This window comes from Rhodococcus sp. NPDC057529 (genome assembly GCF_042802055.1).
Lineage (GTDB): Bacteria > Actinomycetota > Actinomycetes > Mycobacteriales > Mycobacteriaceae > Rhodococcus_F.
Genome location: NZ_JBHVEY010000024.1, coordinates 81,385 through 97,725, shown reverse-complemented (window position 1 = coordinate 97,725; position 16,341 = coordinate 81,385). Strand labels below are relative to the sequence as shown.

Genomic DNA, 16,341 nt, shown 5'->3' with positions numbered 1-16,341 from the left:
CAAGGGTGTGCGGATCATGACTTCGCCGTTCGACTCCTCCCGATTCGGCTCGCCGGCGCCGAGGGGTGGCGCGTCGCCGGCACCCGCGCGCACGTCGAAGCCGCTGTGGTTGCAGTCCGCGATCGTCGTCGGCGCGTTCACGATGTTGCTGTACGTCATCGAGGTCGCCGACGTGGCGTCCGACGAGCGACTCGAAGACAACGGCGTCCAGCCGCGCACGATCGACGGGCTGTGGGGAATTCTGTTCGCCCCGGTCCTCCACGACGACTGGGCGCACCTGTTCGCGAACACGGTCCCGCTGCTGGTCCTCGGGTTCCTCGTGCTGCTGTCGGGCATCGCCCGCGGCCTCGCCGCCACCGGGATCGTCTGGGTGGTCGGAGGTCTGGGCACCTGGTTGACCGGCGGATCCTATTCCAACCACATCGGCGCTTCCGTCCTGATCTTCGGCTGGCTCGCCTACCTTCTGGTCCGGGGAGTCTTCGCCCGCAACCTCGGCCAGATCCTCGTCGGCGTGGTGGTGTTCGTCGTGTACGGCAGTCTGCTGTGGGGTGTGCTGCCGAGCGCGCCCGGTGTGTCCTGGCAGGGGCATCTGTTCGGCGCCGTCGGCGGTGTCCTCGCCGCGTGGCTGCTCTCCGCCGACGCCAGGAAGCAGCGCGCCCGGAAAGCGGTAGGGCCGCACTCGTTCGGATGAGTGGCCCGCCGCGGCGAACAGGTAGTCGACCGGCGTGTACGCCGCTTCCGGCGGCCGAGCGTATGCCCTGCTGGTAGGCTCCTCGCGAGATCCGGGCACACCACAACTGCGTAGTTCAGGCCATCGACAGTGTCGTCACGGAGAGCCGGTCGAGGGGGTCGAGCTCGCGGATTCGCGCACACGCCGTGTCGCCGATGTCCGGGCGCGTCCCCAGCGGCGGACCTCCGTCGCCGCACCCCACCGCACCCTCAGGAGTTGATCATGGCTGTCACAGATTCGACCCCCGACGTCGACAGCGAGTGTCCGTTCGTACGCCGTGTAGTCACGGAAGGCTGATCGCTGACGTGGCAAGGTTCGATTCGTACATCGACACTCTCGGGAACACTCCACTCGTCGGCCTGCCCCGGCTGTCGCCGCGCTGGAACGGCAGCAATCCGGTGCGGTTGTGGGCCAAGCTCGAAGATCACAACCCCACCGGTTCGATCAAGGATCGCCCGGCGCTGCGGATGATCGAGCAGGCCGAACGGGACGGCCGACTGACCCCGGGGTCGACGATCCTCGAATCGACCAGCGGAAACACCGGCATCTCCCTGGCCATGGCCGCCAAATTGAAGGGCTACCAGCTGATCTGCGTGATGCCCGAGAACACGTCGATGGAACGTCGCCAGCTCCTGACGATGTTCGGCGCCCGGATCATCGATTCCCCGGCCGCCGGTGGTTCCAACGAGGCGGTCGCCGTCGCGATGCGCCTGTCGGACGAAAATCCGGACTGGGTACTGCTCTACCAGTACGGCAACCCGGCCAACGCGATGGCGCACTACGAGACGACGGGCCCGGAGATCCTGCGGGACCTGCCCGAGATCACCCATTTCGTGGCGGGGCTCGGCACCACCGGAACCCTGATGGGGACGGGCCGGTTCCTCCGCGAACACGTCGACGGAGTCGAGATCGTGGCCGCGGAACCGCGCTTCGGGGAGATGGTCTGCGGTCTCCGCAACATCGAAGAGGGATTCGTCCCGGAGTTGTACGACGAGTCGGTGCTCACCCGCCGATTCCGGGTGCGTCACGCCGAGGCGATCCAGCGCACCCGCGAGTTGATCGACGTCGAGGGAATCTTCGCAGGCACGTCCACCGGCGCCAATCTCCATGCCGCACTCGACGTGGCGTGGTCCGCAGTCGAGGCGGGGCATCGCGCCGACATCGCCTTCGTGGTCGCCGACGGCGGATGGAAGTATCTGTCCACCGGAACCTACGACCCACAGGTCCAGGTCCTCGAAGAGGCCTGGGAACGGTAACGGGGCCGGATCCACGGTCGATCAGCATGGTCAGGTCACATTTCCCCATCGGTTGTGAGGTCGACGCGCCAATTCCGTCGGAAGCTTTTTCCGAAACGGGTCGTCGTGGCAGCATGGCGGGTATGCGCATTACCGTCCTGGGATGTTCAGGGAGCGTCTCCGGACCAGACTCACCTGCATCGGGTTATCTGTTGACCGCGCCGGACACACCGCCGCTCGTACTCGACTTCGGACCCGGTGTCCTCGGTGCGCTCCAGCGGTTCGCCGATCCCGGCGAGGTGTCCGTTCTCCTCAGCCATCTGCACGCGGACCACTGCCTGGACCTCCCCGGACTCCTCGTCTGGCGTCGCTATCATCCGAACCCGCCGAAGGGACGCGCCCTCGTCTACGGCCCGTCCGACACCGCCCGCCGGATCGGCGTCGCGTCCGCCGAGTGCGGTGGCGACATCGACGACATCTCCGACACGATCGATCTGCACCACTGGGCCGACGGCGAACCGGTCACGATCGGCGATCTCACGATCACGGCGCGGCGGGTCAACCACCCGCCCGAGGCCTACGGGTTCCGCTTGACCAACGGCGCCGGACGGACCCTCGTCTACACCGGCGACACCGGCATGTGCGAGGAAGTGATCGAACTCGCCCGCGACGCCGATGTGCTGCTCGCGGAGGCGTCGTGGACACACAGCCCGGACCGGCCCGAAGGAATCCACCTCTCGGGCACGGAGGCCGGCCAGGTCGCGCACCGCGCCGGTGTCGCCGAACTGCTGCTCACCCACATTCCGCCGTGGACGTCCCGCGAGGACGTCATCGCCGAGGCCAAGGCCGAATTCTCCGGTCCCGTGCACGCAGTGTCCGCGGGCGGCGTCTACACCGTCTGACGCCGTGTCCGCGCCCCACCGGGAGACGACTAGGCTCTCCGCTGTGACCACACGAGAAGACGGCAGGGCGGACGACGAACTCCGCGAGGTCAAGATCACCCGAGGCTTCACCACTCATCCCGCGGGATCGGTGCTGGTGGAATTCGGAAACACCCGGGTGATGTGCACCGCCAGCGTCGAGGACGGCGTTCCCCGCTGGCGTCAGGGATCCGGGCTCGGATGGCTGACCGCCGAATACGCCATGCTGCCCGCCGCCACCCACACCCGCAGCGGTCGAGAGTCCGTCAAGGGCAAGGTCGGGGGACGCACCCAGGAGATCAGCCGTCTCGTCGGACGCTCCCTCCGCGCGTGCATCGATCTCGCCGCCATCGGTGAGAACACCATCGCCCTCGACTGCGACGTCCTGCAGGCCGACGGCGGAACCCGCACCGCCGCCATCACCGGCGCCTACGTGGCCCTCGTCGACGCGGTGACCTACCTCCGTGCCGCCGGCCGCCTCGCCGACCCTCAGCCCATCTCCTGCGGCATCGCCGCGGTCAGCGTGGGCGTCGTCGACGGCCGTGTGCGCCTCGACCTGCCGTACGAGGAGGACTCGCGCGCCGAGGTCGACATGAACGTGGTGGCCACCGACACCGGTACTCTTGTCGAAATCCAGGGCACCGGCGAAGGCGCGACGTTCCCGCGGAGCACGCTCGACAAACTGCTGGATTCCGCACTCGCAGGCTGCGCGCAGTTGTTCGAGATCCAGAAGGCGGCACTCGAACTGCCCTACCCCGGTGAGCTTCCCGAGCCGAAGGTCCCGGAGACGTCGAAGAAGAAGTTCGGGAGTTAGACCGGTGCCGGAAACCACACGGGTGCTGGTGGCCAGCCGCAACGCGAAGAAGCTCCGGGAGCTGCATCGCGTGCTCGCGGCGGCCGGTGTCGACGGGATCGAACTGGTGGGGCTCGACGCCGTGCCCGAGTACCCCGAGGCCCCCGAAACCGGTGCGACGTTCGAGGAGAACGCCCTCGCGAAAGCGCGTGACGGCGCCGCCGCCACCGGATTGCCCTGCGTCGCAGACGATTCCGGAATCGAGGTGGACGCGCTGAACGGTATGCCCGGAATCCTGTCCGCCCGGTGGTCGGGCACGCACGGCAACGATCCCGCGAACACGGCACTGGTCCTGGCCCAGCTCGCCGACGTGCCCGAAGACCGCAGGGGAGCGGCGTTCGTCTCGGCGTGCGCGCTCGTGCTACCCGGCGGCGAGGAAACGGTGGTCCGGGGCGAATGGCGGGGCAGCGTCGCCCAGGAACCCGTCGGCGACGGCGGATTCGGCTACGACCCGGTGTTCGTGCCCGAAGGGGACACCCGATCCGCCGCCGAGCTCTCACCCGAGGAGAAGGACGCGTCCTCGCATCGAGGGCGGGCGCTCGTCCAACTCGTCCCCGCCCTGGCGGCGCTCACCGGACGCTGACACTCGCTACGCTGCAGTTGCACACCGGTCAGCCGGTCGTCATGTGACGGACCCGAGCGGTTCGATCAGAGTGCGAAGTCGCGGCGGACCTGCTTGGTCCGCTGATGCTCCACATAGAACGACAGGAACGGGATTGTGCCCGCGAGGAGTGTGCCGACCGTCCGGCCCGCGGGCCAGCGCACCTTGACCGCCAGGTCGAGCGTCACCAGCAGGTAGACGAAGTACACCCAGCCGTGAACCACCGCGATCCAGGTGGGCAGGTTGTCGACCTTGAAGATGTACTTGGCGACCATCTCTGCGGTGAGGACCAGCAGCCACACACCGGTGGCGTAGGCGAGGACGCGGTAGCGCAGGAGCGCGGGGGCGATCTTCTTCTGCTTCGCGGTGTCTGCGACCGAACCGGCAGTCGTCTCGTCTTGGCCCGTGCTCACGTGGTGCTCCTATCGGTCTCGCGAGCGGACAGCTCGGCGAGGTACTGGTTGTACTGCGAAATCTGCAGGCTCTCGAGGTCGTCCGGATCGTCGTCCTCGGCCGCCGCGGGGCGCGGGGGCAAGACGTCGGCCGGGATTTCCCGCAGTTCGGCGGGCGCGGCCGGGACGTCCGTGGTGTCTGCCGGCTCGGCGTCCTCGAGCTGCACGAAGCGCCGGTAGGCGTAGACGAGGAACGCCGCGAACAGCGGCCACTGGAATGCGTACCCGAGATTCTGGCCCGTTCCGCCCACCGCTTCGAACCGTGTCCACTGCCACCAGCCGAGTGCGAGGCACCCGACAGCCCCGACGACCACCAACAGGATCAGCGCGGGGCGGCGTTGCTTACGGTTACCGGACACGTAACGACGGTACCTGAATCGCCGAATGCGCTGCTAGGAGAGGTTGCCGCTATGGCGGCGGTCACAGGCTCGCTCGCGACGGTCGAGCTGCCCGGGGCATACTGCGATCGAATCGGCACAAAGCCGAAAAGTGCGCGAGGGGGGACTCGAACCCCCACGTCCTTTCGGACACCAGGACCTAAACCTGACGCGGCTGCCAAATTACGCCACTCGCGCGCGAAGCACAGACTACGCCATGGGCGCGACACTCCGGCGCACGCACGTCAGCCGATGCGTTCGCCTCCGTTCCCAATATTTCGCCCCGCCCACGTTGCAGTCTGGCTGTGGCAATTGGGGCACAGGAAGCGAACTTCCTCCAACCGGGAATCGGACGGGTCGCCCCGTATGTGGTCCACGTGCAGGATCAGTGGGAGTCCGCACCAGTCATCACCGAGTCCGCAGAGAACGCATTTATACTCGACGCCGGCCTCGATCAGGGCGCGGCGCAGCAAATGTGGCTTCACGCGTGCGCTTCCCGGTGGCCTTTCGACGAGGATCTCCTCCCATGACATGCGATTGCGGGCAGGCTTGCCCTTGGTGTGCGCCTGGCCCGTGAAGTGCGTCGTATCGATTCCGAGCTTCTTGATCTGACGAGTCAGGTGGGCTTGCATTCCTCCGGACTGGCGCCGGCCGAGGTAGCGAATTACGCCCGCGTAGCTCGTCGACTCCGCGACCGCCTGTTCGAGGACTTCCCGCGTGTACTTCACCTCGCACCTGCCGCGCGTTGCTGCCGGCGCTGGTATCGCCAGATGGCGTGGGTGAAGGTCGTGGCGGTGACCTCGAGGCGCGCTGCCGCGGCGGCGACGAGGTCTTCCGCCTGTGTTGTGGTTGCGGGTGATTCGAGATCGAGTGCCTCGGCGATGAAGTCACACACCACTGCGCGGGACGCGGTTGTGGGCACGCCGAGTTGCATGGCGAAGCATTCCCAGGTGGCGGCTCCGAATCCGGGCACGGCGACGACGGCGCTCCGCTGCGCGTCGTCGTCGCGGAGATCTGCGGACGTGGTGCAGCCCAGTTCGGTGAGCGAGCGTGCCGCCGTGGCGACGGCCTCGGCCTTGGTGGTGTAGTTCCCCGGTACCCGCTGCCGGTTGTTCAGGACCGTCAGGAGGCCTTCGGGTTCGTCGGCGTCCGCGGCGAGTGCGGTGAGGTCGTCGAGTGGTGCGGCGCGGTGATCGCGCCAACGGGTGATGACGGCGCGGACCCCGGTGGTAGGCGTGCCGTACGTCGCGCGGGCGGAGAAGGCCGCGTCGAGCAGAGCGGCTTCGATCTCCTGCGGCCAGCCCTCCGTCCAGTGCGGCCACGACTCTCGCGGCAGTTCGGCGTCGATGTGATCGAGTAGGGCGCGGATGTGGGCTGTGCTCATTTCTTCCCCCCGGAGAATGGCTGTCGGGTGTTCCTGGAATCGAACATTAGTGCGAGGGTCCGACAGGTTCGGTTTCTTCGTGCTCCGGGGGCGGTTTCGAGGACGCATACCTGCATGAACCTGGGACTTCGTCAAGGTGGTAACGAATTGATAACGATTAATGTGAGGCTTTCCTCAGGTTCTTGGACGTCCTTGCACCGCCCACGTGCAGCGGAGACGTGATCTACCCGTCGGTCACTTCGCGGTAGGTCTGTGAGGGACATCACGCGATATTTCTCCGATGCACGGCTGTGACACCCCGACGGCTCGTGAACGTGAGGAAATCCTCATGATTCTGTGTCAACCTTGAGCAGCCCGGAAGAGCTGATCAGAGCCGATACAGCAGGCACACGATGCCGAGGGCAGCAGACAGCAATCCCCACCTCCCCCCAGAGGGGAACAGGAGAGGACATACGCGTGACGATTGACGACACGACACCCGCAGGAAACGGAAGCAACTCGAAGGGTTCGCGGCGCATCGGCGTAGACCGGGACGACACTCGGTCGTCGAGCAAGGGCACCCTGGTGGATCGTCTGCTCGGAGGTGAGCCGTACGCGCTCGCCTTCGGTGGTCAGGGCGCACCCTGGCTGAGCTCGCTCGAGGAACTGAGCCGCGACAACGGACTCGAGCCGGCACTCACCACCCTCGTCAACGACGCGGCCGACTACCTCGCCCCCGTGGCGCAGGAGCTGCTCGTCGTGCGCCCGGTCGGATTCGACCCCATCGCATGGATCCTCGAGCAGGAACTCGCCGACGAAGAGGACGACGCCCAGGCGTCCGGACCTTCCGCGGCAGCGCTCACCTCGGCGGCGGTGTCCCTCCCCGGCGTCTTCCTCACCCAGATCGCAGCGCTGCGTGCGCTGGCGGCTCAGGGCCTCGATCCCGCGGTTACGGCTCCCGTGTCGGTGATCGGCCACTCCCAGGGACTCCTCGCCGCGGAGGCCGTCGCCTCCTCCGGTCGGAAGGACGGCGAACTCCTCGCCCTCGCTCAGCTCATCGGTGCGGCCGCCGGTCTGGTCGGCCGTCGTCGCGGAGTGATCTCCGCCGCCGACTCCACCCCGATGCTTGCTGTCTCCAACGTCGATCCGGAACGGCTCCGTCAGATCGTCGAGGAGCTCGCCGAAGGCCTCGAGCCCGAACGCGCAGCGGTCCTCGGCATCCGCAACGCCCGTCGCCGCGTCGTTCTGTCCGGCCCGCCCGCCCAGCTGGCACGCGTCCAGCAGCGGTGCGAGCAGATCGAGGCCGACGAGGCCCGTGAGCGCGACGCCAAGAAGCGTGGCGGCTCCATCTTCGCGCCCGTCTTCGAGCCCCTCGCGGTCGAGATCGGCTTCCACCACCCCGCACTCGCGGAGACGATCGACATCGTCGGCCAGTGGGCCGTGCGCTGCGGTCTCGACGAGGAGAAGGCCCGCGCCCTCACGAGCGCCTGCCTCGTCGACCCCGTCGACTGGGTCGAGGCCGTCGACGGCACCATCGAAGCCGGTGCCGCATGGATCCTCGATCTCGGACCCGGTGACCTCCTCACTCGCATGACGTCGGCCAGTGTCCGCGGCCAGGGCGTCGGCATCGTCGCCGCCGCGACCCGTGGCGGTCACCGCAACCTGCTCACCCCGGGCGCGACCCCCGAGGTTCCCGCCGCCTGGACCGAGTTCCTCCCGAAGCCGGTGTCGCTGCCGGGCGGACGCATCGGCGTCGAGACCGCCTTCACGAAGCTGACCGGTCGTTCGCCGATCCTGCTCGCGGGCATGACCCCGACCACGGTCGACCCGAAGATCGTCGCCGCGGCCGCCAACGCAGGCCACTGGGCCGAGCTCGCCGGCGGTGGCCAGGTCACCGAGCAGATTTTCGCCGACAACGTCGAGAAGCTCACCGGGCTGCTCGAGCCGGGCCGCGCCGTGCAGTTCAACTCGATGTTCCTCGACCCCTACCTGTGGAAGCTCCACGTCGGTGGCAAGCGCCTCGTCCCGAAGGCCCGCGCCGCGGGTGCTCCCTTCGACGGCGTCGTCGTCACCGCAGGCATCCCCGAGCTCGAGGACGCCGTCTCGATCATCGAGGACCTCGTCGAGGGCGGATTCAGCTACGTCGCGTTCAAGCCGGGCACGGTCGCGCAGATCCGCTCCGTCATCCGCATCGCCAACGAGGTTCCCTCGTTCCCCGTCATCGCCCACATCGAGGGCGGCCGCGCCGGTGGCCACCACTCGTGGGAAGACCTGGACGACCTGCTCCTCGACACCTACGCCGAGCTGCGTACCCGGCCGAACCTGGTCCTGTGCGTCGGTGGCGGCATCGGCACGCCCGAGCAGGCTGCCGACTACCTGACCGGCCGCTGGTCCGTCGCGCACGGTTTCCCGGCGATGCCGCTGGACGGCATCCTGGTCGGCACCGCCGCCATGGCCACCCTCGAGGCGACCACGTCTCCCGAGGTCAAGCAGCTCCTCGTCGACACCCCCGGCACCCCGGACTGGGTCGGTGCGGGCACCGCCGAGGGCGGCATGGCCTCCGGCCGTAGCCAGCTCGGCGCCGACATCCACGAGATCGACAACGCCGCGTCCCGCACCGGGCGCCTGCTCGACGAGGTCGCCGGCGACGCCGACGCCGTCGCCGAGCGTCGCGACGAGATCATCGAGGCCCTGAACGTCACGGCGAAGCCGTTCTTCGGCGACGTCGCGACGATGACGTACGAGCAGTGGCTGCGCCGCTACCTCGAACTGGCCGTCGGCATCGACGCGGCGAAGGCATTCGACTGCGGCACCGATCTCCAGGACGCCATCATCGAGGCCACCGAGAGCCCGTGGCTCGACATCACCTGGCGTGCGCGCTTCGGTGAGATGCTGCAGCGCACCGAGTCGCGTCTGCACCCGGTCGACCGCGGACCCATCCCCACCTTGTTCGCCGACGAGGCGATCCTCGAGCGTCCCGAAGCGGCCATCTGCGCCCTGCAGGCCCAGTACCCCGACTACGCGACCACGGTTCTGCACCCCGCCGACGTCTCGTTCTTCGTCTCGCTGTGCAAGACCCCCGGCAAGCCGGTCAACTTCGTGCCCGTCGTCGACGGTGACGTCCGCCGCTGGTGGCGTTCCGACTCGCTGTGGCAGGCGCACGATCCCCGCTACACCGCGGACCAGGTCTGCGTCATCCCCGGCACCGTCGCCGTCGCGGGCATCACGCGTGCCGACGAGCCCGTCGGCGAGCTGCTGGACCGCTTCGAGAAGGCCACCTACGACGAGCTGGTCACCGCCGGCGCCGCGCCGCAGTCGCTGCTCGCCCGTCGTCACGCGGACGTCGCCCGCGGCGTCCTCGACACCGTTCTGTCGGCTCCCGACATCCAGTGGGCCTCGCGCCTGACGCTGAACCCGGTTCGCCGGCTCGGTGACCTCGACAAGTGGTCGGTCGAGTCCGACACCCGCGCGGTCCACGAGACCACCGGTGCCGAGCTGTCCGTGATCGAGGACCGCCAGGTGCTCCTCACGGTCCCGCTGGTGGCAGGCAAGTCGGTCGAGATCACCATCACCGTTCCCGCATCCGTCGTCGACGGTGGCGCCCCCGTGGTCACCGAGGCCGACGCCGAGCAGTCCATGACGGCTCTCCTCGCGGTCGCGGCCGGTCAGGAACTGCCCGCCGTCAAGAACGGTGTCGCACGGCTCAACCTGGCGTGGACGCCCGACCTGGTCGCCGACCACGCCGGTGTCACCGGTTCGGGTCTGCCCACGACGCTGAGCGTGAGCGGCAAGGCCGTTCCGGACGTGGTCGTCGGCGCCTGCTGGCCGGCCGTGTTCGCCGTCCTCGGTGCCGCCAAGACCGAAGACTCGCTCTCCGTCATCGAGGGCATGCTCGACCTGGTCCACCTGGACCACAGCGTCGACTTCGTCGGCGAACTGCCCTCGGAGACCAGCATTCTCGTCGTCAAGGCCGAGGTCGCCTCGGTTCTCGACACCGACCTGGGCCGCGTCGTCGAGGTCAAGGTCGAGGTCGGCGCCATGCTCGGCGAGGGACTGGACGCGCCTGCCGTCGTCACCCTGTCGGAGCGCTTCGCGATCCGCGGCCGCACCGGCAAGGGCGAACTGTCCGACCCGGCCCGCGCCGGTGGCTCGCTCAGTGACGCGGCCGTCGACACCCCGCGTCGTCGTCGCCGCGACACCACGATCGTGGCTCCCCGCAACATGGGCTCCTTCGCCCAGGTGTCGGGCGACCACAACCCGATCCACACCTCCGACAACGCGGCACTGCTCGCCGGCCTCGGCAGCCCGATCGTGCACGGCATGTGGCTCTCCGCCGCCGCCCAGCAGGTCGTCACCGCCGTGGACCCGGCCGAGACCAAGACGCCGCCGCGCCGCCTCACCGCGTGGACCGCACGCTTCCTCGGCATGGTCCGCCCCGGCGCCGAGATCGACGTCCGCGTCGACCGCATCGCCACGGACCGCGGTGCCGAGATCGTCGAGGTCGGCTGCCGCATCGACGGTGACCTCGTGATGGTCGCCACCGGTCGCACCGCCGCCCCGAAGACCGTCTACGCGTTCCCCGGACAGGGCATCCAGCGCCCGGGCATGGGCCTCGACGCCCGCGCCCGCTCCAAGGCCGCCCGCGAGATCTGGGACCGCGCCGACAAGCACACCCGCAAGGCCCTCGGCTTCTCGATCCTCGCCGTGGTCCGCGACAACCCGACGGTCGTCAAGGCCCGTGGTGTCGAGCACAAGCACCCGGACGGTGTCCTGCACCTGACCCAGTTCACCCAGGTCGCGATGGCGACTCTCGGTGTGGCTCAGGTCGCCGAGCTCCGCGAGTCCGGCGCGTTCGTCGAGGGTGCCCTGCTTGCAGGCCACTCGGTCGGTGAGTACAACGCTCTCGCCGCCGTCGCCGGTGTGCTGCCCCTGGAAGCCGTTCTCGAGGTGGTCTTCCAGCGTGGCTCCGCGATGCACGCACTCGTTCCCCGCGACGAGGCCGGCCGCTCCGACTACCGGATGGCCGCCATCCGCCCGTCGCAGATCGGTCTGGCCGACGACGACGTCGAGGCGTTCGTCGCCGGCGTCGCCGAGGAGACCGGTGAGTTCCTGCAGATCGTGAACCTGAACCTGCGTGGCTCGCAGTACGCCATCGCGGGCACGGTCGCCGGGCTCAACGCGCTGGAGACGCAGATCGACATCCGCCGTGAGGCTTTCGGTGGCAAGCGCGCGTACATCATGGTCCCCGGCATCGACGTCCCGTTCCACTCGACGGTGCTGCGTGGCGGCGTCGACGACTTCCGTGGACGTCTCGAGGAACTGCTTCCGCAGGACATCGACCCGGCCATCCTGATCGGGCGCTACATCCCGAACCTGGTGCCCAAGCCGTTCTCCCTGGAGAAGGAGTTCGTGCAGGAGATCGCCGACCTGGTGCCGTCGAAGCCCCTCGACAAGGTGCTGAAGGACTTCGACTCCTGGGCGAAGAAGCCGGTTCAGCTCACCCGCGTGGTCCTCACCGAGCTCCTGGCGTGGCAGTTCGCCAGCCCGGTGCGCTGGATCGAGACGCAGGACCTGCTGTTCGCTGATGAGTCCGAGGGTGGATTGGGTGTCGAGCGGTTCGTCGAGATCGGTCTGGGCTCGGTCCCGACCGTCGCGAACCTCGCGTCGCAGACCCTCAAGCTGCCGGGCCGCTTCGGTTACCCGGTCGAGGTCCTCAACATCGAGCGTGAAGCCGCGATCGTGTACTCCACCGACGTCGATCCGGCGCCGGTCGAGGACGACGAGCCGGCCGCACCCGCAGCCGAGGCTCCCGCCGCATCGGCCGCACCCGCCGCGGCTCCGGCCCCGGCTGCCGCACCGTCCGGTGGACCGCGTCCCGACGACATCGCGTTCAAGGCCGCCGACGCCACCAAGGTCCTGATCAGCCTGTGGACGAAGCTCCGCCCCGACCAGGTCGGCCCCGTCGACACGATCGAGGCGCTGTGCGACGGCGTGTCCTCGCGGCGTAACCAGCTGCTCGTCGACCTCGGCTCCGAGCTCTCGCTCGGCGCGATCGACGGTGCCGCGGACGCCGACATGGGTTCGCTCGCCGGCACGGTCGACTCCCTGGCTCGCACGTACAAGCCGTTCGGCCCGGTGCTGTCCGATTCGATCAACGACCACCTCCGCAAGGTCTTCGGTCCCTCGGGTCGTCGTCCGGCGGCCATCGCGGACCGTGTGAAGAAGGTCTGGGAACTCGGCGACGGCTGGGCGTACCACGTCACCGCCGAGGTGGCGCTCGGAACCCGCGACGGTTCCAGCATCCGTGGTGGTGACCTCGGCGGCCTGGCCGGCGGCGGTCTCGCCGACGGTGCCGCAGTGGACGCCGTCATCGACAGCGCAGTGGCCGCAGTGGCCTCGCGCCGCGGAATCAGCGTCTCCCTCCCGTCCTCGGGCGGCGGAGCCGGTGGCACCGTCGACGCAGCGGCGCTGGGTGAGTTCACCGAGCACATCACGGGCCGCGACGGCGTGCTGGCCTCGGCCGCCCGCCTCGTGCTCGAGCAGCTCGGCTTCGCCGGCGACACGGCGGCTGCAGCGCAGCCGACGGACACCGAACTCGTCGACCTCGTGTCGGCGGAACTCGGTTCCGACTGGCCGCGACTGGTCGCTCCCGCGTTCGACGCCAAGCGGGCGGTGCTCCTCGACGACCGCTGGGCCAGCGCACGTGAGGACCTGGCTCGCCTGTGGATCGACGCGGCAGGCTCCGAGTCCCTCGAGATCGAAGGCTTCGCCGGTGCAGGCAAGTCCGTTGCGGCGCAGGCCGCATGGTGGCAGGCCCGCGCAACCGACGAGGGTCGCACTGCTCTGGCCGAGAAGTACGGACGCATCGCGGAGGCGGCAGTCGTCGTCACCGACGAGACCCCCGAATGGGCAGACCAGGTCGCCGTCGTCACCGGCGCCAGCAAGGGCTCCATCGCGGCCTCGGTCGCAGGGAAGCTCCTCGCCGGCGGCGCGACGGTCTTCGTGACCACCTCGCGTCTCGACGACAAGCGTCTCGGCTTCTACCGCGACCTGTACCGCCGCAATGCCCGCGCCGGTGCCGCCCTGTGGGTGGTTCCCGCGAACATGGCGTCCTACACGGACATCGACGCACTCATCGAGTGGATCGGTGAAGCCCAGTACGAGACGGCCGGTGGATCGAAGAAGCTGGTCAAGGAAGCGGTCACCCCGACGCTGCTGTTCCCGTTCGCCGCGCCCCGCGTGGCAGGCGACCTCGCCGACGCCGGCGCCCGCGCCGAAATGGAGATGCGTGTACTCCTGTGGTCGGTGGAGCGCCTGATCGGCGGACTGTCGAAGATCGGTTACGACCGTGACGTCGACACCCACCTGCACGTCGTGCTGCCCGGTTCCCCGAACCGCGGTCTGTTCGGTGGCGACGGCGCGTACGGCGAGGCCAAGGCCGCGCTGGACGCAGTGGTCGGCCGCTGGAAGGCCGAGCGCAACTGGGCCGAGCGCGTCACCCTGGTGCACGCACTCATCGGCTGGGTCCGCGGAACCGGCCTGATGGGCGGCAACGACCCGCTGGTCGAGGCCGTCGAAGGCGCCGGAGTCCGGACCTGGTCCACCCAGGAAATGGCTACCGAGCTGCTGCAGTGGTGCGAGCCCGAGGCACGTCGCCTCGCCTCCACCGAGCCGCTCGCGGCCGATCTGACCGGTGGTCTCGCCCAGGCGAACCTGGATCTGCCCGCTCTGGCGAAGCAGGCTCAGGACGCTGCGGCCGCCGCAGCCGAGGCCGACGAGGTCGCGGAGGCGCTCGACACCATCGCGGCCCTGCCCGCCCCGCCGCGGCTCGCCGCGTCGGTGACTCCGGCCTGGTCCGGCGTCACTGCGGCTCCGGAGGACCTCGTCGTCATCGTCGGCGCCGGTGAGCTCGGACCGTTCGGTTCCTCGCGGACCCGCTTCGAGATGGAGGTCGACGAAGAGCTTTCGGCGGCAGGCGTTCTCGAACTCGCCTGGAACACCGGACTCGTCGTGTGGGAGACCACGCCGTCCGCAGGCTGGTACGACGCCGAGACCGGGGAACTGGTTCCCGAGGCCGAGATCGCGGACCGGTACCACGACACCGTCGTCGAGAACTGCGGCATCCGTCGCTACGCCGACGACGGCGCCATGATCGAGAACACCGCACCGCTGCTCACGTCGGTCTTCCTCGACAAGGACCTGAGCTTCGTGGTCAGCACCGAGGCGGAGGCGCTCGCCTTCGTCGAGGCCGACCCGGAGAACACGGTCGCCGCCCCGGTTCCGGACAGCGGTGACTGGCAGGTCACCCGCCGTGCGGGCACCGAGATCCGCGTCCCCCGCAAGATGAAGCTCACGCGCAGCGTGGGTGGCCAGATCCCGACCGGCTTCGACGTCACCAAGTGGGGCATCCCCGCCGACATGGCCGACTCCGTCGACCGGGTGGGCCTGTGGAACATCGTCGCCACGGTGGACGCGTTCCTCACCGGTGGGTTCACGCCCAGCGAACTGCTGCGGTGGGTGCACCCCTCGCTGGTCGCCAACACCCAGGGCACCGGCATGGGCGGCATGACCTCCATGAGGTCGCTGTACATCGACACGCTGCTCGGCGAGAACCGGCCGAACGACATCCTGCAGGAAGCCCTGCCGAATGTGATTGCGGCGCACGTGGTCCAGTCCTACGTCGGCGGTTACGGCGCCATGGTCCACCCGGTTGCGGCGTGCGCCACGGCCGCGGTGTCCGTCGAGGAGGGCGTCGACAAGATCAAGCTCGGCAAGGCACAGCTCGTGGTCGCCGGCGGGTTCGACGACCTCAGCGCGGAGGGCATCATCGGATTCGGTGACATGTCCGCCACGGCCAAGACCGACGACATGCGGGCGAAGGGCATCGACGACCGTCGATTCTCGCGGGCCAACGACCGTCGTCGCGGCGGGTTCGTCGAGTCGCAGGGCGGTGGCACCATCCTGCTGGCCCGCGGTGACCTGGCACTCGAGATGGGCCTGCCCGTCCTCGGTGTGGTCGCCTACGCCGGGTCGTTCGCGGACGGTGTCCACACGTCGATCCCGGCTCCCGGAATCGGTGCGCTCGGCGCGGGTCGTGGGGGAGCGGATTCGCAGCTCGCCCAGTCCCTCGGCAAGCTCGGTGTCAGTGCCGACGACATCTCGGTGATCTCCAAGCACGACACGTCCACCGCGGCCAACGATCCCAACGAGGCGGAGCTGCACGAGCGCCTCGCCGGGGCACTCGGCCGCAGCGAAGGTGCACCGCTGTTCGTGGTCTCGCAGAAGAGCCTCACCGGACACGCCAAGGGTGGTGCCGCAGCATTCCAGCTGATCGGTCTCTGCCAGGTGCTGGACCAGGGCATCGTGCCGCCGAACCGCAGCCTCGACTGCGTCGACGAGAAGATGGCCGAGTTCGAACACCTCGTGTGGGCCCGGGAGGCGCTCCGCTTCGGCGAGCAGTTCCCGCTGAAGGCCGGTCTGCTGACCAGCCTCGGCTTCGGGCACGTGTCGGGCATGGTCGCGGTCGTCCACTCGCAGGCGTTCGTCGAGGCCGTCCCGGCGGACCGGCGTGAGGCGTACCTCGAGCAGGCACGCAAGCGCACCGTCGAGGGTCAGCGTCGTCTGGCGAAGGCCATGGTCGGCGGCGGCAGCCTGTACGAGCGTCCGGCGGATCGTCGCTTCGGCGGCGACAGCGTCCCGGCCGCCGCATCCCGTCAGCTCGAGGCGGACGTCCTGCTCACCGAGGCCGCGCGCCTCGGAGCGGACGACGTGTACAGCTCGGGTCTGCCCGGCTGCAAGTAGGAACGACGG

At 69.0% G+C, this 16,341-nt stretch carries 10 protein-coding genes and 1 tRNA gene; 6 read left to right on the top strand and 5 right to left on the bottom strand.

Going from position 1 to position 16,341, the window contains the following annotated elements:
- The first annotated feature begins 16 nt into the window (after positions 1-16).
- The 5 genes from ACFU5V_RS34785 to rdgB all read left to right on the top strand — a co-directional run bounded on the left by ACFU5V_RS34785 (position 17) and on the right by rdgB (position 4,321).
- Positions 17-691, top strand: a complete 675-nt coding sequence (locus tag ACFU5V_RS34785) for a rhomboid family intramembrane serine protease (RefSeq protein ID WP_378431088.1) — start codon at positions 17-19, stop codon at positions 689-691.
- A 344-nt stretch (positions 692-1,035) separates the two neighbouring features.
- The gene (locus ACFU5V_RS34780; protein WP_378431089.1) at positions 1,036-1,986 is read left to right on the top strand and encodes a PLP-dependent cysteine synthase family protein; all 951 of its coding nucleotides are present in this window, start codon (positions 1,036-1,038) and stop codon (positions 1,984-1,986) included.
- Between the two features lie 122 nt (positions 1,987-2,108).
- A complete protein-coding gene (locus ACFU5V_RS34775; RefSeq protein WP_378431091.1) occupies positions 2,109-2,867 on the top strand; it encodes a cyclic nucleotide-degrading phosphodiesterase in 759 nt (252 codons plus the stop codon).
- A gap of 43 nt (positions 2,868-2,910) precedes the next feature.
- The gene (gene rph / locus ACFU5V_RS34770) at positions 2,911-3,699 is read left to right on the top strand and encodes a ribonuclease PH (protein ID WP_378704862.1); all 789 of its coding nucleotides are present in this window, start codon (positions 2,911-2,913) and stop codon (positions 3,697-3,699) included.
- A 4-nt stretch (positions 3,700-3,703) separates the two neighbouring features.
- Positions 3,704-4,321: an RdgB/HAM1 family non-canonical purine NTP pyrophosphatase gene (gene rdgB, locus ACFU5V_RS34765; RefSeq protein ID WP_378704860.1), complete on the top strand. Its 618-nt coding sequence runs from the start codon at positions 3,704-3,706 to the stop codon at positions 4,319-4,321.
- Between the two features lie 65 nt (positions 4,322-4,386).
- On the opposite strand, the gene ACFU5V_RS34760 is transcribed toward rdgB, so the two are convergent.
- From ACFU5V_RS34760 to ACFU5V_RS34740, 5 genes are all read right to left on the bottom strand, one after another.
- Positions 4,387-4,752 carry a DUF3817 domain-containing protein gene (locus ACFU5V_RS34760; protein WP_378704857.1) on the bottom strand — a complete coding sequence of 122 codons (366 nt, stop codon included), beginning with the start codon at positions 4,750-4,752 and terminating at the stop codon, positions 4,387-4,389.
- Positions 4,749-5,150, bottom strand: coding sequence for a transcriptional regulator (locus ACFU5V_RS34755; protein WP_378431095.1), 402 nt, complete (start codon positions 5,148-5,150; stop codon positions 4,749-4,751). Before ACFU5V_RS34755 ends, ACFU5V_RS34760 begins: the two co-directional genes overlap by 4 nt.
- A gap of 131 nt (positions 5,151-5,281) precedes the next feature.
- A tRNA-Leu gene (locus ACFU5V_RS34750) sits at positions 5,282-5,366 on the bottom strand.
- A gap of 47 nt (positions 5,367-5,413) precedes the next feature.
- A complete protein-coding gene (locus tag ACFU5V_RS34745; RefSeq protein WP_378704854.1) occupies positions 5,414-5,896 on the bottom strand; it encodes an HNH endonuclease in 483 nt (160 codons plus the stop codon).
- Positions 5,893-6,552 (bottom strand): hypothetical protein, encoded by a 660-nt coding sequence (locus tag ACFU5V_RS34740; RefSeq protein ID WP_378704851.1) that lies wholly within the window; start codon positions 6,550-6,552, stop codon positions 5,893-5,895. Before ACFU5V_RS34740 ends, ACFU5V_RS34745 begins: the two co-directional genes overlap by 4 nt.
- A 456-nt stretch (positions 6,553-7,008) precedes the next feature.
- Here ACFU5V_RS34740 and ACFU5V_RS34735 point away from each other — a divergent pair, with 456 nt between their 5' ends.
- Positions 7,009-16,332: a fatty acid synthase subunit beta domain-containing protein gene (locus ACFU5V_RS34735; RefSeq protein ID WP_378704849.1), complete on the top strand. Its 9,324-nt coding sequence runs from the start codon at positions 7,009-7,011 to the stop codon at positions 16,330-16,332.
- Positions 16,333-16,341: the final 9 nt, after the last annotated feature.